We start from the raw sequence: 21,112 nt of genomic DNA on the forward strand, positions 1-21,112 counted from the left end.
GGCTCGACGAGGCCTTCGCCGACGTCGTCACCGCCGACGAGCGCGTCCTGGCGCCATTGAGCGGCACAGACAGGAAGGATCTAGAGCGGACCGCGTCGGCGACCATCTGGACGGCGATCGCCGACAGCAGCAGGCCCGCGATCCGGGTGACGAGCAGGACCCCCGACTCGCGGATGAGCTTGAGGATCGGCAGCGAGAAGCGCATCGCCAGCCAGAGCACGACGTGGACCGCGACGAAGGCGATCAGCAGCGCGACCACGTCGCCCACACCGTCGACCTGGCGGGTGAAGACCATGGTCGCGACGATCGCGCCGGGCCCGGCGAGCAGCGGCGTGCCGAGCGGCACGAGCGCGACGTTGGCGCCGGTCTGGGCGGTCGGCACCTCCTCGTTGTCGGTCAGCAGCTCCAGCGCGACCAGGAGGAGCAGCAGCCCGCCCGCACACTGCAGCGCCGGCAGCGAGATCCCCAGGTAGTGCAGGATTCCCTGGCCGAAGAGCGCGAAGACGGCGATGACGAAGAACGACACCAGCACCGCCTGCCAGGCCGCCTTCTTGGCGGTGGCCGACGAGCGGCCGGCGGTGAGCGAGAGGAAGATCGGGATCGTCCCGACCGGGTCCATGATGACGAACAGCGTCACGAACGCCGAGACGGCCAGGGAGATCAACGCACGACCTCCGGCGTACGACGCCCGGAGGCCGCCGAGGCCGCCGCCGCGCGCTCGAGCAGCCGGGCGTACTCCTCGGGCGCCGTCGTGTTGACGCCGAGCTCATGACCGGACTTCCCGGTGCCGTGGTGGTCGCTGGAGCCGGTGACGACGAGGTCGAGGCTGCGAGCGATCGCGCGCAGCCGCTCCCGCACGTCGGGCGTGTGGTCCTGGTGGTCGACCTCGAGCCCGCTGAGCCCTGCGGCGACCAACGGCCCGAGATCCTGCTCGTCGGGGCGCTCGTGCCCGCTCCTGCCCCACGGATGGGCGATGACGGTGACGCCGCCGGCGGCGGCGACGGTGCGGATCATGGGCTCCAGCGGTGCGGCGTACCTGTCGACGTACGCCGGTCGGCCGGCGCTCAGGAAGCGCTCGAACGCCTCGTCCCGGCTCGGCACGACCCCCTTCGCCACGAGGGCGTCCGCCACATGGGGACGGCCCGAGGCGGCGGCGTCGCCCGACTGCGCCAGCACGTCCTCGAGCGTGACGTCGATCCCGAGGCCCTGCAGCCGCGCGAGCATCGTGGGCAGCCGGCCGGTGCGACCGGCGAGGACGCGGTCGAGCTCCTCGACGAGCGGCGGGTAGGTCGGGTCCGGCAGGTAGGCCAGCAGGTGCACCCCGCGGCCATCGAGATCGGTGCTGATCTCCATGCCACGGACGAGCTCGACACCGTGCTCACGCGCGGCCTCCACGGCCTCGGGCCAGCCGGCGGCGGTGTCGTGGTCGGTGAGCGCCAGGACGTCGATCCCCGCGGTGCGGGCGGCCTTGACGAGCTCCGCGGGCGACTCCGTCCCGTCGCTCACCCGGGAGTGGGTGTGGAGGTCGATGCGCACGCCGCGATGCTATCGGCGCCGGGCCACCGTGACCGAGTCGTGACCCACGGACGACGGGCCCCTCACCAGCCGGCGCCGGGCCCGCCGAAGGAGAGCTCGACGAGCGCAGGCCCGAGCGCGGACGCGTCGCGCAGGATCCACTCGTCCCGGAGCAGCAGCATCGCGGACGCCGGCCGCAGGACCACCCAGAGCCAGCGCCCCTCCGTCTCGCCGACGACGACCGAGCGGTCCCACTCCCCCACGCCGTCGCTCGCGCCCGGCTGGTCCGACCATGGCGAGAGCGGCCAGAGCGGCACCAACTGGTGGGCCACCCGGAGCTTGGCGGTCGGCGGACCCGCCCCGAACTCCGGGCCGGGATCCTGTCCGAGCGTCCCGGCGCAGCGGGCACCCAGCCCGACCCCGGCCTCCTCGGCGACGATGAGCACCTCGACCGGTCCGTCGAGGTCGCTGGTCCCGGACACGGCGGTCAGGGTCGCGCTCGCGCGGTCGGCGTCACCGACGACGGCGAAGTCGGTCACCTGCCACCCGGGACCGAGCGGCCACGGCAGGTAGGACGGGAAGCCGCCCGCCAGCGTGAGGTGGTCGACGAAGTCGTCGTACGACGGCTGCTCGGTGCGCCAGACCGGCACCACCGGTCCGTGCTCGGGGCATGACCAAGCGGCGTCCGGGCCGGTGCGCGCGACGGGCGCCGGACAGCGCGGGCAGGCGGCCGCGAGTGACACAGCCCCCACGGTGACCCGTCGGCCGCACGCAGGTCAAGGGCAGGCCGACCCGCGGGTGCGACGCGTCAGGAGTTCCAGTGCACGACGACCGGCTGGCCGCGGTCCTCGCCCAGCACCGAGAGCGTGGCCGTGCCGAGCCAGAAGTTCCGCCCGTACGACGCCGGTTGGCCGAGCCAGCGAGCCGCGAGCACCCGCAGGCTGTGCCCGTGGGCGAAGACGAGCGTGTCGCCCTCCCGCTCCCGGGCCGCCGCGACCACCCGGTCGAGCCGCGCGGAGACCTCCGCCGCGGTCTCACCGCGGGGCGTCACGCCGTCCCAGATCGTCCAGCCCGGGTCGGTGCGCCGGATCTCCTCCGTGGTGACGCCCTCATAGTCGCCGTAGTCCCACTCGGCGAGGTCCGGGTCGACGATGGCGTCGGGGAAGCCTGCGAGCTCGGCGGTGCGCCGCGCACGCAGGCGGGGCGAGGTCAGCACGGCCGCGAACTCGGTCCCGGAGAGCCGCGGGGCGAGCTCCTTGGCCGCCTGCTCCCCCTCCGCCAGGAGCGGCAGGTCGGTGGTCGACGTGTGACGCCCCGAGATGCTCCACTCGGTGGCACCGTGGCGGACGAGATACAGGCCCATGGCTCGAGTCTCCCAGGTGCGGGTCAGTGGACGCCCTCCATGAGCGCCCGGATCGGCTTCGTGAACGCCAGCAGCACCACCCCGACGACGATGGCGACCACACCGACCCAGAGGAAGAACGGCCCCTCGTGGTCGGGGTGGTAATAGGCCGCGAGCCGGCCCGACATCGCCGTGCCGAGCGCGACGGAGAGGAAGAACAGCGCGACCATCTGGGTCTTGAACCGGGCGGGAGCGAGCTTGGTCGCCAGCGACAGGCCCACCGGCGAGAGCAGCAGCTCGGCGACCGTGAAGAGCAGCAGGATCCCGGCGAGCCCGAGCAGCGGGACGGCGTGGTCGCCCTTCGGCATCGGCAGGAAGACGAGGAACGCCAGGCCCATGATGGTCGTGCCGAGGCCGAACTTGACCGGCGTGGAGGGCTGGCGCTCGCCGAGCCGCGTCCACAGGGCCGCGAAGACCCCGGCGAGCACGATGATGTAGACCGGGTTGATCGACTGGACCCACGAGACCGGCATCTCCCAGCCGAAGAGGTTCCGGTCGAGCCGCTCGTCGGAGTAGATCGTCATGACCGTGAACTGCTGCTGGTAGAGCGACCAGAAGACCGCGCTGGCGACGAACATCGGCACCATCGCCCACACGCGGCGGCGCTCGACGTGGCTGAGGTGCGGGCTGCCGAGGATGACGACGAAGTAGACCACCGCGGCGGCCAGGCTCACCCAGATCACGATGTCGGAGAGACGGCCCGCGGTGATGACGTGCGTCAGGCACAGCACCACGACGAGGAGGACACCGACGACCCCCAGACCGGCGTAGCGCCCGCGCTCGCCGCGCGCGAGCGGGTTGGGGACATGGTGGGTCTCGGCCGGCAGGCGACCCCGGCCGACGGCGTACTGCACCAGGCCGGCGGCCATGCCGACCGCGGCGAGGCCGAAGCCGAAGTGGAAGCCCCAGTCCTTCTGCAACAGGCCGGTGAGCAGCGGGCCGACGAGGGCGCCGAGGTTGATGCCCATGTAGAACAGCGAGAAGCCGGCGTCGCGGCGTTCGTCGCCCTCCGCATAGAGCGAGCCGACGAGCGAGGTGGCGTTGGCCTTCACGCCGCCACTGCCGAGCGCGATGAGGACCAGCCCGATGCCGACACCGCCGACCCCCGGGACGACCGCGAGCGCGATGTGGCCGAGCATCACCACGCAGGCGGCGGCGAAGAGCGTCCGCTCGGCACCGATGACCCGGTCGGCGAGCCAGGCACCCAGGATGGTGGCGAGGTAGACCGCGCCGCCGTACGCGCCGACGATGCCGGCCGCGACGCCCTGGTCGATGCCGAGACCGCCCCGGCTCGTGGAGTAGTACAGGTAGATCAGCAGGATGCCCTGCATGCCGTAGAAGCTGAACCGCTCCCACATCTCCACGCCGAAGAGGTTGGCGAGGACCCACGGCTGCCCGAAGAACGAGCGTCCCTCGCTCATCTCCGACGCCGACGGGGCACCTGCGGACGCGGGCTTCGCGAGGGACTGCTGTCTGGACATCCCTTCCACGGTGCCACGGCAGCCCCGGGACTCAACAAATCGTGGCGACCGCCACGGAGCCGAGCCGGCCCCGGGCCCAGCTCGGGCTCAGCGCGGGATGAACGCCCAGTAGTCGAGGTCGAGGAGCACGCCCGCGGCGTACTTCCCGGCGCGCTCACCCTCCTGGACCGTCAGCGCCATCGACTCGTCGCGGCCCTTGGTCGCGACAAGTCGTAGCCGCAGCGCGCCGACGCCCGGGGCGCTCGTCTCGGCCTTGTCGAGGACCTCGGACCATGCATAGACGGTGTCGCCGGCGAAGGCCGGAGCGGTGTGGGCCCCCGCGTTGATCGCGGCGATCAGCTGGGCGTTCGCGAGCCCGTTGAAGGAGAGTGCGCGGGCCAGCGAGATGACATGACCGCCATAGACCAGGCGCTTCGCGTCGGGGCGGGCCTCGGTGTTGAAGTGCACCTTCGCGGTGTTCTGCCACAGCCGCGTCGCCATCATGTGCTCGGCGTCGGTGAGGGTGACCCCGTCGACGTGATCGATCTTCTCGCCGACCGCGTAGTCGTCGAAGCGGTGCGGCTCCCCCGCCGCGGTGAAGTCGTACGACGAGAAGTCAAGGCCGTCCGGCACGACCAGGTCCTCGGGCGCGACGACGGTCGCCAGCGCGGGGACGACCGTCTCCGGGGCGGGAGCGTTCTGGTCGCGCTTGTGCACCATCACCCAGCGCACCCAGTCGAGGGCCACCTCGCCACGCTGGTTGACCGCCGTGGAGCGGACGTAGACCACACCGGTCCGGCCGTTGGAGTTCTCCTTGAGGCCGATGACCTCCGAGCTGGTGCGGAGGGTGTCGCCCGGGATGACTGTGCGGTGGAAGCGCAGCTCGGCGTAGCCGAGGTTGGCCACCGCGTTGAGCGAGACGTCGGGCACGGTCTTGCCGAAGGCGATGTGGAATGCGACCAACTCCTCCACCGGGTGAGGAGCAAGGCCGACCGCCGCCGCGAACTGCGCGGACGACGGCACTGCGAAACGGGTCGGGTAGATCGCGCCGTAGAGCGCCCGGTCGCCCTCGGTGACCGTCCGCGGCGTCGCGTGCTCGAGCACCTGGCCGACGGTGAAGTCCTCGAAGTAGTGTCCTGCGTTGGTCTTGCTCATCTCGCCCTCTCGACGGTGACTGGACGCTGGCGGGAGTACCGGGGAGTAACCTAGCCCGTCCGGCCGTCGGCGAGACCGAGGGTGCGGACCTGCCCACGAGATGGACAGCGCCGCGCCGCCCGGGACGGGGCGCCACGAGCTCAGGCCTCGGCGCCCGCCGCCGAGGCCTGCACGGCCCACTCGACGAGGTCGGCGAGGGCGCCCGAGCCCACGTCGGCCACCTCGTCGGACGTCGTCCCCGCCGGCGACCAGTCGGGGATCCCGTCGGTGCGGGCGATGCCGGTCCCGGGCGCGCGCGACGCCAGCGCGTGGCGGAGGGCCCGGTAGGCGGCGACCGTCGCCTCGGCGACCTCGGCGGAGGACACCTCCGAAGCGGGGATGCCCGGGACGGCGACGGGCGCCAGGTCCTCCCACGCGCCGTGCAGCCGAGGCGCGAGCCGCCGCAGCCCGGTGACCATGCCGGCGGCGTGCTCCTCGGTCCACGGCCTGACCGGAAGGCCGATCCGCCGCTCCCCGGCCGAGAGGGCCGGCAGGATCTGCTTGGCGAGGGTGCGCTTGCGGACCCGGATGCCGACCGGGAAGGCCAGTCCTCGCCGGTCGAGCACGCCGTTCATCCGGCGGAGGACCTCGGTCGACGCCGCCCCCAGCGAGGCGTTCCCGCGCACGGGCGCGTCGAGAGCGGTGGGGTCGACACCGAGAACCTCCGCGAACCGGACGAGCAGGTCGGAGGACGGTGACCCGGGACGCGGCACGGTGACCAGGTGGAGCGGGCCGGCCGCGCCCCAGTGCCGCGCCACGCGTACGCCGGCCTGCTGCCGCCAGAACGCCCTGCTCAGGGTGGACACGTCGTCCTCGGTCCGCCCAGCGCGCGGTCGGCCACGCTCGACACCGGCGACGTACTCCTCCCATCCCCAGCTGCGGCCGTTCTGGACCGTCTCCTGCCACATCGCCGGCAGGCTGCGGTTGAGGTCGCGCAGGCTCAGCACGATCTCGAGGTCGGTGTCACCGAAGCTGCCGGCGACCCGCTGGATCTGCTTCGGCCCCGCCGGCGCCAGCAGCTCGACCGAGACCACCGCCGTCCCCGGCCAGGCCCGGATCTCGGCGACGAGCCGGTCCCAGGCGCCGACGACGGAGCGTCCGGTCGGGTGGTGGGTGCGCCCGAGCACGTCGAGGACCGCGTCCACCTGGGCGCCCCAACGCTCGCCGGCCACGAGGAGGCCCAGCTCCGCGAGCCGGGGCCGGTTGGCGTAGAGCGTGCTCTGCAGGAACGTCGTGCCGGACTTCATCGCCCCGACGTGGAGCACAACCCGCTTCGCCACCGATGTCCTTCGTCCCGATCGAGCCTGGCCCGGTCAGTCTAGGGAACCGGGCTGACCGGCGGGGACACTCCTCAGGACCCGCCCCCACCGGCCTTGCGGCGGTGCATCTTCGGCGCGCCGCCCTGCACCTCGGAGCCGTGGGCCTTCTCCTTGGCTCCGGCCGCCTCGGCGTGGGCGTGCGAGCCGCCCTTCTTGCGCTCGAGCGCCTCGCGCATCTTCGCCTTCAGGTCGTCGTTGGTCATGGAGTCCTCCAGACGGATCGGGGCCGAGGGCCAGGGTCTCCACCCTGACATCCCGGCCCCGAGGGGTCCACCACTTAAGGCACGCTCAGCCCTTGGCGGCGTACTCCTTGAGCATCTGGCGGCCGATGATCATCTTCTGGATGTCGGAGGTGCCCTCGCCGATCAGCATGAACTTGACCTCGCGCATGAGCCGCTCGATCTCGTACTCCTTGGAGTAGCCGTAGCCACCGTGGATGCGGAAGGAGTCCTCCACCACCTCGTTGGCATACTCCGAGGCCAGCATCTTCGCCATCCCGGCATCCACGTCGCTGCGCTTGCCCGCGTCCTTGAGCCGCGCCGCCCGCACCATCATCGAATGGGCCGTCTCGACCTTGGTCGCCATCTCCGCGATCCGGAACAAGATCGCCTGGTGCTGCGCGATCGGCTTGCCGAACGTCTGCCGCTGCTGGGCGTAGCCGATGCCGAGCTCGAAGCCCCGGATCGCCAGCCCACACGCCCGAGCGGCCACGTTGACCCGACCGACCTCGACCCCGTCCATCATCTGGTAGAAGCCCCGACCCGGCTCCCCACCCAGGACCTGCCCCGCGCCGATCTGGTGGCCCTCGAAGATCATCTCGGTGGTGTCGATCCCCTTGTAGCCCATCTTGTCGATCTTGCCCGGCACCGTGATGCCCTGCGCGACCTCACCGAAGCCCGGCGTCTTCTCCACCAAGAACGTGGTCATGTTCCGGTAGACCGAGTCCGCGCCCTCATCGGTCTTCGTGAGCACCGCCACCAGCGTCGAGGAGCCGCCATTGGTCAGCCACATCTTCTGACCAGTGATGCTGTAGGACCCGTCCGCCTGCTTCGTCGCCTTGGTCGAGACCGCCGACACATCGCTGCCCAGCGCCGGCTCCGACATCGAGAACGCGCCCCGCACCTCCCCGGTCGCCATCCGCGGCAGGTACTTCTCCTTCTGCTCCGGCGTGCCGTGCCGCATCAGCATGTAGGCCACGATGAAGTGCGTGTTGATCACCCCGCTCACCGACATCCAGCCCCGCGCGATCTCCTCCACACACAACGCGTACGTCAGCAGCGACTCACCCAGGCCGCCGTACTCCTCCGGGATCATCAGCCCGAAGATCCCCAGCTCCTTGAGCCCCTCCACGATCTCGGTCGGGTACTCATCGGCGTGCTCGAGCTCCTGGGCCGCCGGGATGATCTTCTCCTCCACGAACTGACGGACCGTCTTCAGGATCTCCTCCTGGATGTCGGTCAGGCCCTCGGTCTCGGCTAGGCGACCCATGCGTGCTCCTCGGTGAGTGGAAACGGACGTCGAGAGGCTACTAGGGAGTAACGGCGCCCGCGGCGTGACTCCCGCCACAGCAGCCGGATCCTACGCCCCCGGCTGCGCCTCAGGCCGTGCCGCGGAAGCGGACCGGGATGCGCCGGAAGGGCCGCCGCTGCATCGCCCGCACCATCCGCGCACCGGTCGACCGGGTGATGCCGTTCGGGAGTGTCTTGACGATCCCCTCGAGGACCTCGGGCCGCGGGACGAAGTCCTCGAGCCGGCTCAGGTCGGGCCCCAGGTCGGCGTTGAGCCGGTCGAGCAGGTCGAGCATCTCGTCGCTGGTGAACTGCCAACTCGTCTCGGAGGCGCGTCCATCGAGCTCGACCATCGCGCGGCGGTGCGCGGCGATCCGAGCCAGGTGGTCGCGGTCGGCGAACTTGAGGTGGAACATGAAGAGCTCGGGGTCGACGACGTACGACGCCCCCTGGATGCCGTGCGAGGCGGTCGTCCAGCTGTTGGGCACGAACTTGAGCGCCGGCTTGCAGAAGAGCGGGATGAACTTCACGACCTCACGCTGGTCGAGGACCGGCCGGTCGAAGTCGAGCGCTCCCTCGCCCGGCACGTGGTGGATGACGTTGAGGCACATCGCCCCGACGGCCTCCCGCCCGATGCGGGCCGCGGCGAACTCCCGCAGGTCGGCATAGCGCGCGGGATCCGGCACGAGGAACTCGTCGGCGTCCGCGAAGATCACCGCGTCGTGGTCGCGCAGCAGCTTCCGGCCGACCTTGCTGACGATCTTCATCCGTTCAGGCTCGAACTCGCCCGTGATCGGCTTGATCCGCTCGACCCGGCACCGGAGTCCGTCGGTGGAGCCGTCGTCGGAGTTGTCGTCCACCACGACCAGGCTGTCGAGCCCGAGCTGGCCGCCGTAGTGGTCGACCCACTTGTGCAGCATCCGGCCCTCGTTGCGGACCATCGTCACCGCGGCGACCCGGGGCAGCTTGCTCAACGTCGTCTCTCCTTCTCGCCGAGGCAGCAGCCACGACCCTATATGCGCCGCTCGGACGACGACGGGGTCGTGAGCAGGAGCCGCCGAGGAGCGACGGCCGAGGATGTCAGACCGTGCGCCCGACGCCCTTGAAGAACCGCACGAAGAGCGAGTCGTACGACGCCTTGCCCGTCGCCACCCACGCCTTCATCGGCTTGCGCTGGTTCTTCGGCAGCAGGGCACGGTTGAGCGAGACGCGGACTGCGGGCACACCGGCGCTGACGCTGGCGAGCACGCCGGCGGCGGGCAGGGTCGCCTGCTTCCATGCCTTCGGCCGGTTCACCGCCCAGCTCTTGTGGTGGACGTTGCTGCCGAGCATCCGGGCGTAGCGCTTCTCCAGCGCGGTCTGCCTCGCGTCGCCGGTGATGAGCTGGACGTAGACCCCACGCTTGTGGGCGTTGTCGATCGCCGTCCGCACCGACGGACCGTAGAGGTGGCGGGTCACGAGGTGGACCGAGGCGCCCTTCGGAGCCCGGTTGATCGCCTTGAGCAGCTGCTGGACCGACGCACCGGGCGCCTTCCTCGGGTTGTTCCGGACCGTCTCGTGCACGAACGCGGGCCGAGCCTGCGTCACCGGTGTACTGCTGCCGGACGACCCGTTCGCACCCGGCAGGCCGAGATCGGCCACCAGCAGGTCGTGGTCGGAGTTGATCTCGACCGTGCGCTGGGTCTCGACGGTGAACTGCGACGCGTCGTGGAGGAAGAGGTAGTCGATCGTCGCGCCGCGGTGGTCACCGGTCGGAAGCATCTTCCCGGTGATCGCCCACGTGGGCGTCAGCCCGGCGGCGTCGAAGCCGGCCTGCTTGTACTTGGCGCCGTTGTACTGGACGTTGAAGTCACCACCGACCACCACAGGCCCCTTGGGCGCGAGCTGCGCGACGAGCTTGCCGAGGCGCTTGACCGAGGACGCCAACAGGTCGTTGACGGGCGGCGTGTCCGGGGCCGTGTGCGCCGAGACCACCGAGACGACGTCGCCGGCCTTGTCCTGCAGCGTTGCCCAGCTGGCGTAGCGCATGCCCAGCTGGACCTTCTGCTTCGCCGTCTTCTTGGTGCTGTTGCTGATCATCCAGGTGCCGGTGTCGAGCGCGGTCCACTTCGAGGAGTCCCACGCCACCGGGTTCTCCCCGGTGTACTTCCCCGGCGTGCGGAAGAGCCGGTAGGAGCCCGGCGCGAGGACGCCGTCGTTGCGGTAGGCGACCTCGTTGTAGGTGATGAAGTCGGGCTTCTGCGCCAGCAGCTTCTTCACGTCGGCCTGGAAGTGCGTCACCGACTGGGGCGACTCCATGTTGCCCTGCACGACCCGCACCACCGCCGAGGACGAGGCGGCGGGAGTGGTGTCGTCAACGAGGCCTCCGGCGGGGTCCGTCGGTCGGGTCGCGACGACGGCGGCGGAGACGGCGAGCGCCGTGATCAGCGCAGCGCCACGCAAGGGGCGCCCGAGATTCGCGGGCTGGCGTCGAGGGGTTCTCACGGGTGTGGACCTTTCGGATTCGGCGCAAAACTGACATCAGTCACCACGAATCCCAGCAGTCACATCAGCACCATGCAATGGATATCGAATAACTACACAATTGTAATTCGATCGCGCCGCCGTGGTCGGGTCAGCGCGTGAGGCCGAGCGCCGTCGCGAGCGGCGCCGCGAGCTGCTCGGCATACTCCGGCGTGATGTGCTCCTTGTCACGCAGGGTGATCGTCTTCCCGACCACGGACGGGCACCACCCGTCCGCGCAGAACCACTTCGAGGCGTTGACCGCGACCGCACCGACCTCGCGCGCCTGGGTGAGGTAGTCGCGCTGGATGCGGGACCGGATCCGGTTCGGGCGGAAGACGCAGTCGCCCAGGTCGACGTGGCCGGCCGTGAGGCAGATCCCCGGTTGCCGCGGGATCTCAGGCGTGTTGGCGACGACGGCGACCCGGTCGGTGAGCGGCGCGATCGCCTCCAGCTCCTTGCGGAAGCCGTCCGCGAGGGTCAGGAGGAACTTCGGGCGGTCGTTGCGGTAGCCGACCAGCGCTCCGTCGTCCGCCCGCAGCGGTGCGAGCGCGGCGCTGGCGACCACGACGAGGTCGGGGTGCAGGTCACGGATCGCGTCGAGCGTCCAGTCCTTGAACCGCGTGCAGTCCTTCAGCTCACGACCCGTGTCACCGGAGAGCTGGACCGCCTGTGTCGCGGGACAGCCGCTGTAGACGAGGCTGTAGGTCGCATAGCCGTAGGTCTCACCGATCCGCTCGATCGACGGGCTCCAGGCCCGGGCATGGGAGTCGCCGACGAGCACGATCGTGCGGTCGGCGTCCGGGTCGCCCTTGGCGCAGAGCTTCGTCGTACCGTCGCGGTAGTCGCAGTCGCCCAGGGAGGCGGTGTCCTTGTTGAGGCCGAGCGGCGACGGGCTCAGGTCGCTCGGGACCGGCCGGTGCTTTTGGGCAGCCAGCACCGACGCCTCGACGAGCGCCACCTGCGGGTCCTTGCTGAACCGCTGCCCGGTGAACTCCTGGGTGCTGATCGCGGCGTGATGGCCGCCGAGGCCGAGCTGGTCGTCGACGTACGCCCGCCCGCCGGTCGTCGCGACGAGGACGAGGACGAGCCCGACCGGGTAGAGCGCGACGGCGTTCAGGGGTCGGGCGAAGAGACGCGTACGACGCCGGAACGGCTCCTCCACGAACCGGTAGCCGAGCCCGCTGAGGACGAAGACGAGCACCAGCACCACCGCGAGGTGGAGGTGGGAGAGACGCCGCTCGTCGAAGTGCTCCTCCGCGATCCGCAGGAGCGGGAAGTGCCAGAGGTAGAGCGAGTAGGACCAGTCGCCGACCACCCGGGCCGGCGGCAGCGACAGCAACCGGAAGCCGACGGTCCGCTCCCCCGCCGGCGTGCTGCCCGCGACGAGGACAAGCACGGCGCCGACCACCGGCACGGCGACGATCCAGCCGGGCACCTTCGTCGTGGCGTCGAAGCCGACCGCGGCGACGGCGATCGCGCCGAGTCCCACCCAGACGAGGGTCTCGGCGAGCCAGCGCGGAGCCCGCCACTCCCGCCCGGAGAGGACGACGGCCGCGAGGCTCCCGAGCCCGAGCTCCCAGGCCCGCGCGGCGGTGGAGAAGTACGCCGCCGTCGGCGACGCCCACGTCGAGTAGACCGACCACGCGAACGAGGCCGCCACGGCGAGGCCGAGCGCGACGGCGAAGGTGCGCCGCGACGGTCGCCGGCGGCGCAGCGCCCACAGGCCGACCAGCGCCAGGAGCAGGAGCGGCCAGACGACGTAGTACTGCTCCTCGACGGAGAGCGACCAGTAGTGCTGGAGCGGCGAGGTCGGCTGGTCCTGCGCGAAGTAGTCGGTGCCGACGGCCGCGAAGTGGATGTTGGCGCCGAAGCACGCGGCCCACCAAGCGTCCTTGAAGACGTCGACGGCGCGGACGAGCGGCAGCAGCAGCACCGACGCGACCACCGTGACGACGAGCACGAGCACGGCCGCCGGCAGGATCCGTCGCGCGCGGCGGGCGTAGAAGGTGAGCAGCGAGATCCGCCCCGAGGTGGCGATCTCGCGCATCAGCAGCCCGGTGATGAGGAAGCCGGAGATGACGAAGAAGACGTCGACGCCGACATAGCCGCCCGCCACCGACCGGAAGCCCGCGTGGGAGACGATGACGAGCAGCACGGCGAGCGCCCGCATGCCCTGGATGTCGCCGCGGAACGTCCGGCGCGGGGCGCCGGAGGGGGCCGGATCGGCCGTTCCTGAGGACGCCGACGACCCTGCGGGCACGCCGGCAGGGGGCTCGGTCTCAGTCGACGCGATAGCTGCTCCCCCGTCCTCGGCGATCCCGCTCCGTGGCCGCGGTGACTGTAGCCTCTGGGCATGGTCAGAGCAACGGGAAGTCATCGGGCCCCCGTCAACGGCAGCCGCCGACCCGCCAGGCTCGCCACCGCCGTCCTCGCGACCCTCATCATCGTAGCGGGCCTCGCCATCGGCATCGGACGGCTCGCCACGAGCGGCGGACAGACGGCGATCGACACCGCCGACACCGCGGCGCGAGCCCCCCTGCCCAGCAGCCAATCCAGCGACGAGCCCAGCAACGAGCCCAGCAGCCAGCCCGGCGACGGCGCCAGCGCGACGGCTGTCGACAGTCCGACCCGGTCGCCGAAGCCGGCGAAGCCACGGGCCACGCGGGTCAAGCCGGCCCACGTCGTCCGGGGCCTGCGACTCGTCCACCTGACCCCGGCCGAGATCGAGGCGAGGAAGGCCGCGGCCCGCGCCCGCGAGCTCGCCTCCCGCGAGGTCAGCTTCACCATCGGCACGCTCAACGTGCTCGGCTCGCAGCACACCGGCCCGCACGGCGACGACCACCGCGGCTGGCCGGCGGCCTCCTGGCGGACCGGTCAGCAGGCGGCGTACATCAAGAGCCATGGCGTGGATGTCGTGGGCCTGCAGGAGGCGAAGCCCGACCAGCTCGACGGGCTCATGCGGCTGACCGGCTTCAAGGCCTTCCCCGGCTATCAGTTCGGAAAGCGCGACACCGACAACTCGATCCTCTACGACCCCGACAAGTTCGAGTTCGTCTCCGGCACGTCCTTCAAGATCGTCTTCATGCACGGCCCGCGGCCGCAGACGGTGCTCCGGCTGCGCGACAAGGACACCGGGCGGGAGATGTACTTCATCAACATGCACACCTCCGCCGGCCACGACGGTGCCCACACCGCCACCCGGCACGCGGGCATGGCCACCGCGGTCAACTACATCAACAGCCTCAAGAGCCAGGGACTGCCGATCTTCGTGACCGGTGACATGAACGACCGCGAGCCGTTCAAGAGCCGCGTCCTCGGGCCGGCCGACCTGACCGCGCCGATCTTCCACGGCTGGCACTCACGCATCTATGGTCCCGGCTGGCTGGCCGTCGACTGGATCGCAGGCAGCCCGCAGGTGTCGTGGAGCGACTACTGGGTCGAGATCCTGCAGAAGCGCAAGATCAGCGACCACTACTTCATCACCGCCCACGCCACCATCCCCGGCGCCGACTGACCGCGGCGTCGTCGGTCGGGGGCGGACTCGCTGCGCCGCCCTCCCGCAGCTCGCGGACGTCGGCGAGCATGCGCGCCACCAGCCACGTGGCCGCGTCGGCGACCTCGGCGTCGGTCACGGAGTCCGGCGTACGACGCTCGGGCAGCGTCTCGGGCACGAGCAGCCGCTCGAGGTCGCCCACGACGTCGTACCCGTGCTCGCGGACGTGAGCGACCGCGGCCTCACCGCGTTCGCGGCACTCCGCGATGCGATCGGCCCGCGGCCAGAACCGCTCGCCCCGGCGCGGCACGAGGCGCTCGTCGGCGAGGAAGGTCCGCAGATAGACGCCGCGGTCGAAGGCCCGCTGGAACGCGTAGGGCACGTCGGCGCTGTCGAGCTGCTGGTTGACGCGGCGCAGGGTCTCGGCCTCGACGACCCCCATCGACTCGTTGGGGAAGGACATCGACAGGTCGTAGGCGGTGGTGTCGAGGCCGAGCACGCCACCGAACCGGTGCCAGACGTCGTCGCGCGGGGCGCTCGTGTCGAGCGGCAGGACGTGCACCCGCTCGGCCGGCACCGCCGGCGCCCATCGCTCGAGCACGAGCCGCAGGTCGAGGGTGCGCCAGTTCCACACGTCGAGGGGGTTGGCCGAGACCTTCCGTGAGTAGCGCTCCATCGGCGTCGTCCCGCGGTTCTTCAGGCTCTCCTGCCAGCTGGCCGCGAAGAGCCCGAGGGGATCGCGGGCCGTGACGACAAGGTGGACGCGGGCGGGCGCAAGGGCGTCGACCATCCGGGCCGCCTGCTCGGCGCTCGCCGCCGCGAAGAACTCGTGACTGATCAGAGCACGGCCGGACCAGACGGCGATCTCATCGCGGAGCCGCTGCCACGCGGTCGCCGCGCGGGCCGGCAGCCGGTGGAGGTTCGGGTCCTCGCGGACCTCGCGGCTCGCCCACAGGTGGTCGCGCCGCTCCTGCCCGGGCAGCAGGAGGCCGTCGGCCCGGAGCTGGTCGCGCGCGTTCCAGAGGATCGTCTGGAGGTACGTCGTCCCGGTCTTGGGCAGGCCCAGATGGATGAAGACCTCGTCGGCCACGGAGCGCGTCCTACAGGCTCTTGGTGAACTTCTCGATCGCCGCCGAGGCGGCGGCGTCGTCGCGCGAGGCGAGCGGCACGAGCAGCTCCTCGACGACGTCGGTCAGCTCGGCCAGGCGCAGGTTGTGGCGGCGCAGCTCGACGACGTCCTGCTCCAGCACGCGCACGCGCTTCTCGAGCTCCTCGACGCGGGCCGACCGGGTCAACCACGACTTCATGCCCACTGAGCCACCACTCGTCCTACCCCGACCTCGGCACCGCTCTTGCGCGGCACCACCGATTCCGACGCGTGCAGGATACTCCCGCCGTTCTGCTCGATCAGGGACACCACGTCGGCCACGGAGATCGGCCAGACGTGGTTGAGGTCGTGGGCCTTGCCGGTCCAGAAGCTGGCGTACAGACGGCCTCCGCCACGCAGTGCCATCCGCGCGAACCGGATGAAGCCCTGGCGTCCGGGCGCGTAGGTGGCGTCGAGCACGTGGCCGGCGAGGATCGCGCACTGCCCGGGCTCGTGCGCCACCCGTGCACCCTCCCCCAGGACCGACCTGATCTCGAGCAGGTTGAGGCGGCGTACGTCGAGCGCCAGGCCCTTCTTCTCCGCCTGCTTGCGTACGGCGGTCGCTGCGTGCGGGAGGTAGTCGTAGGCCGTCACGGTGCGTCCCTGGCGCGCGAGGTACCACGCGTCACGACCACGGCCGGCGCCGACGTCGAGCACGTGGACGTCGGCGGGCAGCTCCTCGTGGGCGAGGACGGCGAGTTCGGAGGCGCGGCCGCGCGGCAGCTTGCGCCGCCGACCGCTGTAGAACCGGTCCCAGCGGCGCAGGTCGACCTGGGTGCCGCGGAACCAGCCGTTGAGCTGCGCCTGGGTGTGGGGGTCCTTCTCGAACTTGAAGGCCGGGTCGGGCACTCGCCAGCCGGCGCCATACATCGCCTCGAGAAGCTTCTCGGGCACCGCCGGCGCCGGGAGCGTGCGGTCGGCGAGGGTGCAGGTGCCGAGCGGGAAGATCCAGTCCTCACGGAACTCCTGACCGACCTCTCCCATGAGGTAGAGCCGGCCGTCGTCGAAGAACCCGCCGAAGACGTCGAGGCCGCGGACGACGCCGTCGCCCTCGGCGACCTCCACCTTGAACGCCGCCCCGCTGTAGCGGTGGGTGCGGTAGCCACGTGCGCCGATCTCGCGCTGCAGCCGGAACGACTCGCGGACCACGTCGACCGGCGTCGTCTCCGTCGAGACGTAGCCCAGGTCGGCGTCGGAGTCGTGCCCGAGGAGGTTGCCCTCCCGGACCGCGCCGAGCAGCGTGCCGTACGCCGGGAAAGCGCCCACACCGAGCTCGCGCAGGACGCCGAGCACCTCTTCGATCGCGTCGAGCAGCGGGCCGGTCTGGCTGGCGTCGCGCACGTCGAACGTGGCGCTGAGCCGGCCGTCCTTGTCGAGGCTGAGCGGCTCACCGTGGCGCCCCACGATGGCGATCGGCGCCGTGCTCGTCCCGAACGCCAGCTCATCGTCGAAGAGCACCCTGCCGCTCACGGTCTCGCGGACGGTGAACCGCGCGCGGCCGTCGAGGAACTTGCGCAGCGCCTTCGGCCACGGCGCCCGGCGCAGGCCCTCGTCGTCGACGGTGTCACGCAAGGACCAGAACGACCAGACCCTGCGGTCGTCGACCAGCACGTCGACGACCGTGTCCTCGGTCGCGTCGAGGAGGATGCCGTCGTCGTCGACCGTGCGGACGAGATCGCTCGACGCCATCGGCTAGTCGAGGTCGATGTTGGCGTACGGGTCGACGACCCGGCCCGTCAGCGGGTCCACCACCTTGGTCCCGGGGCGGATGTAGCCGTCCGGCGCGGCGGCGCGCGTGCCCTGCGGGGTGAGGAGGCGGCCGACGGAGCTCGCCGGGCCCATCGTCGTACGGGCGGCGACGCCGGCACCACCGCTGGTGGCGGCCGCGGCGCGCGGCGCGTGCGCGAACCAGTAGGTGAGGTGCTGCTGGTACTTCAGCACGGTCCGGGGCTTGGTGATGGTCGCGATGTTCTCGTCGGAGAGCGAGGAGAGCCCGGAGAGGTTCGAGGAGCCGTTGACCATCTTGTAGGCGGCCTTGTTGGCGCCGATGACGCCGTTGACGGTGAGCACCTTGAGGTGGAAGTACTTGTCGAACTCGCCGTCGCCGTCGTTGTCCACAGCCATGTGGTGGAGCGGGACGGGACCGCGCTTGCCGCTGCTGACGAGCACCTTGTGGGCCTCATAGCTGAGCACGGTGTAGCCGACCTTGACGTCGCAGCCGGCGTTCCACAGCGACTTGAGCTGCTTGGCGTTGCGCAGACCCCGCTGGCCGCGCATGACGTCGGGGAAGAGTCGGATGATCGTGTGGTGCTGGGCGTTGCCGTTCTTCGCACCGGTGCACTTGACCTGGCTCAGCGTGCGGGTGACCGGGTCGCCGGGGAAGTTCTTGCCCTGCTCGGGCGAGAAGGACAGCGTGTATGGCGAGGAGGTGACCTGCGTCCAGGGGTTGGCCTGCGCCTTGTCCTTCCACATCTGGTTGAAGACGTTCACCGCGAAGTCGTAGATCTTGGCGTTGCCGACCCAGGTGAAGATGTCGTTCCACTGGTTAGTGGCGGCCGCCAGGGTGAAGTTGGCGGAGCCCTCCATGACGATCTTCGATGACTTCCCGCTCCAGGAGAAGATGTAGTACTTCGAGTGCGCCGAGCCGCTCTTGCCGCGGCAGGACCCCTGGCAGACCTTGGCCTGACTGCGTCGGCTGGCGGCGCGGCCCTTGTTGCCGGCCGCGAGCCCGTTCTTGAGCCGCTTGAACTGCGGGTTGGGGACGTCGTTCGACCAGTTGGAGGCGTCCATGAGGACCAGCACGCGGACGCCGCGCTTCTGGGCGCGCAGCAGCGCGTTCGTGGCGCCGCTGCTCATGATGTTCCACGACATGATCCGGATGGTGCTGCCGTGCGGCGCGTGGTCGATCGCGCCCTTGATGTGGTTGTTGATCGCGTACTTCGCTGCGTTGGAGCCCGACGAGCTGTTGAAGATCGGCCCCGGCGTGACGTGGTAGCCCTTCGTCGCCGCGCGGGCGACGTCGGGTGAGTGGGCCCAGCCCAGGGTGAGGGCGATGGCACTGACCAGCACGAGGGCGCAGGCCGAGGCGACCCGCCACGTCTTCAACATCTGTACTCACTCCAGCCCGGCCTGATCACGACCGATCGTCGACTTCCTGGCGACCAGGTCGTCCCCCTGTGGCCGCGCCACCTGGCGGCGACCCCGGCGACTGTACCCCAGAGTCAGCCGCGGCAGGTGGCAATGGCCGCGGCATAGACCGGGCTGTCCTTCAGCGCCGCGGTGGTCTTCTTGACGAGGCCGCCCGGGACCGCGAAGTAGTGCTCGGCGTAGGTGACGATGGTCTGTCCCGACGAGCACCCGATCCGGTGGGCGGGAACGGCCGCGCCGCCCTCGGCACAGCCGCGGTAGCGCGCCGGGAGGGTCGCGCCGTCCTTCCAGACCGTGCCGCACGCCGCCCATCCGGCCGGCGCGGGGCTCGTGGACGGCGAGGCCGGGCTGCTGCTCGGCGTGGCGGGGCTGCTCGAGGACGCCTGGGCGGACATCGAGGAGTCGTCGGACGCGGTGTCGTCCGAGGACGAGCCGCATGCTGCGGCGAACAGCAGCGGCACGACTGTCATGACGACCGCCGCGGCGCGGACCACTCGGGTACCCATGTCTGCGAGCATACGTGACCACGGCCGCCCCGGACGCGTGTCGCGGCCCGACCGGCGCCCCCACCGCGTCCGTCCCCCGCTACGGTTTCCTCGTGAGCACCGCCCCTGTTCGTGTCTACGCCGCCCGGCTGGTCGGCCTGCCGATCTATGACCCCCAGGGCGAGCAGGTCGGCAAGGCGCGGGACGTCGTGGTCACGATCCGGACCGAGAGCAGCCGGCCGCGAGTGCTGGGCCTCGTCGCAGAGGTCTTCGGCCGGCGGCGGATCTTCGTCCCCATGACACGGGTGACGAGCATCGACAGCGGGCAGGTCTACACGACCGGCCTCCTCAACATGCGCCGCTTCCAGCAGCGCTCGACCGAGACGCTCATCATCGGGCAGATGCTCGACCGGCAGGTCACGATCCGCTCCACGGGCGTCACCGGGGTCGTGTACGACGTCGCCATGGAGCAGGCACGCGGCCGCGACTGGTTCCTCTCCCGGGTGGCCGTTCAGGAGCCCGCCAAGGGGCTTCGCCGCCGCGGCCAGACCCACGTCGTCGAATGGAGCGACGTCCAGGGGCTGGCCCGCCGTTCCCCCACCCAGGGCGCGACCCACCTGCTGCACGCGATCCAGGAGATGCGGCCCGCCGACGCCGCGACGATGATCCACGAGCTCCCGGTCGAGCGCCGCAGCCAGGTCGTCGCGGCGCTCGATGACGAGCGGCTCGCCGAGGTCCTCGAGGAGCTGCCCGAGGACGACCAGGTCGAGATCGTGGCCGCGCTCGACCGCGAGCGCGCCGCGGACGTGCTCGAGGAGATGTCGCCCGAGGACGCGGCCGACCTCATTGCCGACCTGCCGCCGGAGACCGCCCAGAGCCTGCTCGACCTGATGGAGCCGGAGGAGGCCGAGGACGTCCGGCGCCTGATGTCTTATGAGGAGAACACCGCGGGCGCGATGATGACGGCCGAGCCGGTCATCCTCGGCCCGGACGCGACCATCGCCGACGCGCTCGCCCACGTGCGCAACCCCGATCTCACCGCCGCGCAGGCCGCGGTCGTCTACGTCTGTCGCCCGCCGCTGGAGGTGCCGACCGGCAAGTTCCTCGGAATCGCCCACATCCAGCGCCTGCTCCGCGAACCACCGTCCTCCCTGGTCGCGGGCGCGCTCGACGAGTCCATGGAGCCGCTCCGACCCGAGGACTCGCTCGACCAGGTGGCTGCCCACCTGGCGACGTACAACCTGGTCGCGGCTCCCGTCGTCGACGAGAACGGCCACCTCGTCGGCGCCGTGACCGTCGACGACCTGCTCGACCATCTGCTGCCCGACAACTGGCGCGAGAAGGCCGTCCGCGCCGAGCCGAACCGCCTGGACTCGAACCGCCCCGACTCGACCCGCCCGGAGGTGACCCGTGGCTGACACGCGTACGACGCGCGCCCGGCTCGACACCCCGCGTGAGACCCGTCGTCAGCTCGTGCGCCGACCCTCCCTGAGCCCGGACACCTTCGGCGTCTTCGCCGAGCGCTTCGCTCGCTACATGGGCACCGCGCGATTCCTGATCTGGATGACGGGCTTCATCGTCGTCTGGATCGGCTGGAACACGCTCGCCCCGACCAGCTGGCGGTTCGACCCCTACGCCTTCCTCTTCCTGACGCTGATGCTCAGCCTGCAGGCGTCGTACGCCGCCCCGCTGATCCTGCTCGCGCAGAACCGCCAGGAGGACCGCGACCGGGTCATCGCCGAGCAGGACCGTCGGGTCAACGCCCAGGCGCAGGCCGACATGGAGTTCCTCGCCCGTGAGATGGCGTCGCTGCGGATGGCGCTCGGCGAGGTCGCCACGCGCGACTACGTCCGCTCCGAGCTGCGCTCCCTGCTCGAGGAGCTCGAGGATCGCGGCGCGTTCGAGGAGGAGACCGGGGAGCGGTGAGGCGAGGGGGA

General features: G+C 71.0%; 20 protein-coding genes. 3 read left to right on the forward strand and 17 right to left on the reverse strand.

Features of this window, described 5'->3' with window-relative positions; genetic code table 11:
• From AB3X52_RS17205 to AB3X52_RS17260, 12 genes are all read right to left on the reverse strand, one after another.
• Positions 1-664: MarC family protein (locus AB3X52_RS17205; protein ID WP_367995325.1), on the reverse strand; the 664-nt coding region annotated here is incomplete at its 3' end.
• Complete coding sequence (locus AB3X52_RS17210; RefSeq protein WP_367995326.1) at positions 661-1,536, reverse strand: PHP domain-containing protein; 876 nt, start codon at positions 1,534-1,536, stop codon at positions 661-663. The genes AB3X52_RS17210 and AB3X52_RS17205, both read right to left, overlap by 4 nt.
• A 62-nt stretch (positions 1,537-1,598) precedes the next feature.
• On the reverse strand, positions 1,599-2,258 hold the full coding sequence (locus AB3X52_RS17215) for a DUF6758 family protein (RefSeq protein WP_367995327.1): 660 nt from the start codon (positions 2,256-2,258) through the stop codon (positions 1,599-1,601).
• A gap of 65 nt (positions 2,259-2,323) precedes the next feature.
• Entirely contained in the window at positions 2,324-2,878 is a 555-nt protein-coding gene (locus AB3X52_RS17220) for a histidine phosphatase family protein (RefSeq protein ID WP_367995328.1), read from the reverse strand.
• Positions 2,879-2,901: 23 nt separating this feature from the next.
• Entirely contained in the window at positions 2,902-4,398 is a 1,497-nt protein-coding gene (locus tag AB3X52_RS17225) for a peptide MFS transporter (RefSeq protein ID WP_367995329.1), read from the reverse strand.
• An 87-nt stretch (positions 4,399-4,485) separates the two neighbouring features.
• Positions 4,486-5,532 carry a MaoC family dehydratase gene (locus AB3X52_RS17230; protein WP_367995330.1) on the reverse strand — a complete coding sequence of 349 codons (1,047 nt, stop codon included), beginning with the start codon at positions 5,530-5,532 and terminating at the stop codon, positions 4,486-4,488.
• Between the two features lie 140 nt (positions 5,533-5,672).
• Positions 5,673-6,851, reverse strand: a complete 1,179-nt coding sequence (locus AB3X52_RS17235; RefSeq protein ID WP_367995331.1) for a hypothetical protein — start codon at positions 6,849-6,851, stop codon at positions 5,673-5,675.
• A 71-nt stretch (positions 6,852-6,922) separates the two neighbouring features.
• Positions 6,923-7,093: a DUF5302 domain-containing protein gene (locus AB3X52_RS17240; RefSeq protein ID WP_367995332.1), complete on the reverse strand. Its 171-nt coding sequence runs from the start codon at positions 7,091-7,093 to the stop codon at positions 6,923-6,925.
• Positions 7,094-7,178: 85 nt separating this feature from the next.
• A complete protein-coding gene (locus AB3X52_RS17245) occupies positions 7,179-8,378 on the reverse strand; it encodes an acyl-CoA dehydrogenase family protein (protein ID WP_367995333.1) in 1,200 nt (399 codons plus the stop codon).
• Positions 8,379-8,487: 109 nt separating this feature from the next.
• Positions 8,488-9,372 (reverse strand): glycosyltransferase family 2 protein, encoded by an 885-nt coding sequence (locus AB3X52_RS17250; RefSeq protein ID WP_367995334.1) that lies wholly within the window; start codon positions 9,370-9,372, stop codon positions 8,488-8,490.
• A gap of 106 nt (positions 9,373-9,478) precedes the next feature.
• Complete coding sequence (locus tag AB3X52_RS17255; RefSeq protein WP_367995335.1) at positions 9,479-10,882, reverse strand: hypothetical protein; 1,404 nt, start codon at positions 10,880-10,882, stop codon at positions 9,479-9,481.
• A gap of 130 nt (positions 10,883-11,012) precedes the next feature.
• Entirely contained in the window at positions 11,013-13,163 is a 2,151-nt protein-coding gene (locus AB3X52_RS17260) for an acyltransferase family protein (RefSeq protein ID WP_367995336.1), read from the reverse strand.
• A gap of 93 nt (positions 13,164-13,256) precedes the next feature.
• On the opposite strand from AB3X52_RS17260, the gene AB3X52_RS17265 reads away from it, so the two are divergent.
• Positions 13,257-14,417 (forward strand): endonuclease/exonuclease/phosphatase family protein, encoded by a 1,161-nt coding sequence (locus AB3X52_RS17265; protein WP_367995337.1) that lies wholly within the window; start codon positions 13,257-13,259, stop codon positions 14,415-14,417.
• Here the strand turns inward: AB3X52_RS17265 and AB3X52_RS17270 are convergent.
• The 5 genes from AB3X52_RS17270 to AB3X52_RS17290 all read right to left on the reverse strand — a co-directional run bounded on the left by AB3X52_RS17270 (position 14,383) and on the right by AB3X52_RS17290 (position 19,196).
• A complete protein-coding gene (locus tag AB3X52_RS17270; protein WP_367995338.1) occupies positions 14,383-15,486 on the reverse strand; it encodes a hypothetical protein in 1,104 nt (367 codons plus the stop codon). The genes AB3X52_RS17265 and AB3X52_RS17270 overlap by 35 nt on opposite strands.
• 10 nt (positions 15,487-15,496) lie before the next feature.
• A complete protein-coding gene (locus tag AB3X52_RS17275) occupies positions 15,497-15,703 on the reverse strand; it encodes a DUF6752 domain-containing protein (protein ID WP_367995339.1) in 207 nt (68 codons plus the stop codon).
• On the reverse strand, positions 15,700-17,232 hold the full coding sequence (locus tag AB3X52_RS17280; protein WP_367995340.1) for a class I SAM-dependent methyltransferase: 1,533 nt from the start codon (positions 17,230-17,232) through the stop codon (positions 15,700-15,702). The genes AB3X52_RS17275 and AB3X52_RS17280 overlap by 4 nt, the downstream gene beginning before the upstream one ends.
• Before the next feature lie 3 nt (positions 17,233-17,235).
• Positions 17,236-18,651 carry a phospholipase D-like domain-containing protein gene (locus AB3X52_RS17285; protein WP_367995341.1) on the reverse strand — a complete coding sequence of 472 codons (1,416 nt, stop codon included), beginning with the start codon at positions 18,649-18,651 and terminating at the stop codon, positions 17,236-17,238.
• A gap of 113 nt (positions 18,652-18,764) precedes the next feature.
• Positions 18,765-19,196, reverse strand: coding sequence for a hypothetical protein (locus AB3X52_RS17290; protein WP_367995342.1), 432 nt, complete (start codon positions 19,194-19,196; stop codon positions 18,765-18,767).
• A gap of 92 nt (positions 19,197-19,288) precedes the next feature.
• Between AB3X52_RS17290 and AB3X52_RS17295 the strand changes: the two genes are divergently transcribed.
• Both AB3X52_RS17295 and AB3X52_RS17300 read left to right on the forward strand, forming a co-directional pair.
• Positions 19,289-20,593 carry a magnesium transporter MgtE N-terminal domain-containing protein gene (locus tag AB3X52_RS17295; protein WP_367995343.1) on the forward strand — a complete coding sequence of 435 codons (1,305 nt, stop codon included), beginning with the start codon at positions 19,289-19,291 and terminating at the stop codon, positions 20,591-20,593.
• The gene (locus tag AB3X52_RS17300) at positions 20,586-21,101 is read left to right on the forward strand and encodes a DUF1003 domain-containing protein (protein ID WP_367995344.1); all 516 of its coding nucleotides are present in this window, start codon (positions 20,586-20,588) and stop codon (positions 21,099-21,101) included. The genes AB3X52_RS17295 and AB3X52_RS17300 overlap by 8 nt, the downstream gene beginning before the upstream one ends.
• Positions 21,102-21,112 lie beyond the last annotated feature (11 nt).

The sequence above is a fragment of the Nocardioides eburneus genome, assembly GCF_040838215.1.
In the GTDB taxonomy this organism is placed as follows: Bacteria; Actinomycetota; Actinomycetes; order Propionibacteriales; family Nocardioidaceae; genus Nocardioides; species Nocardioides eburneus.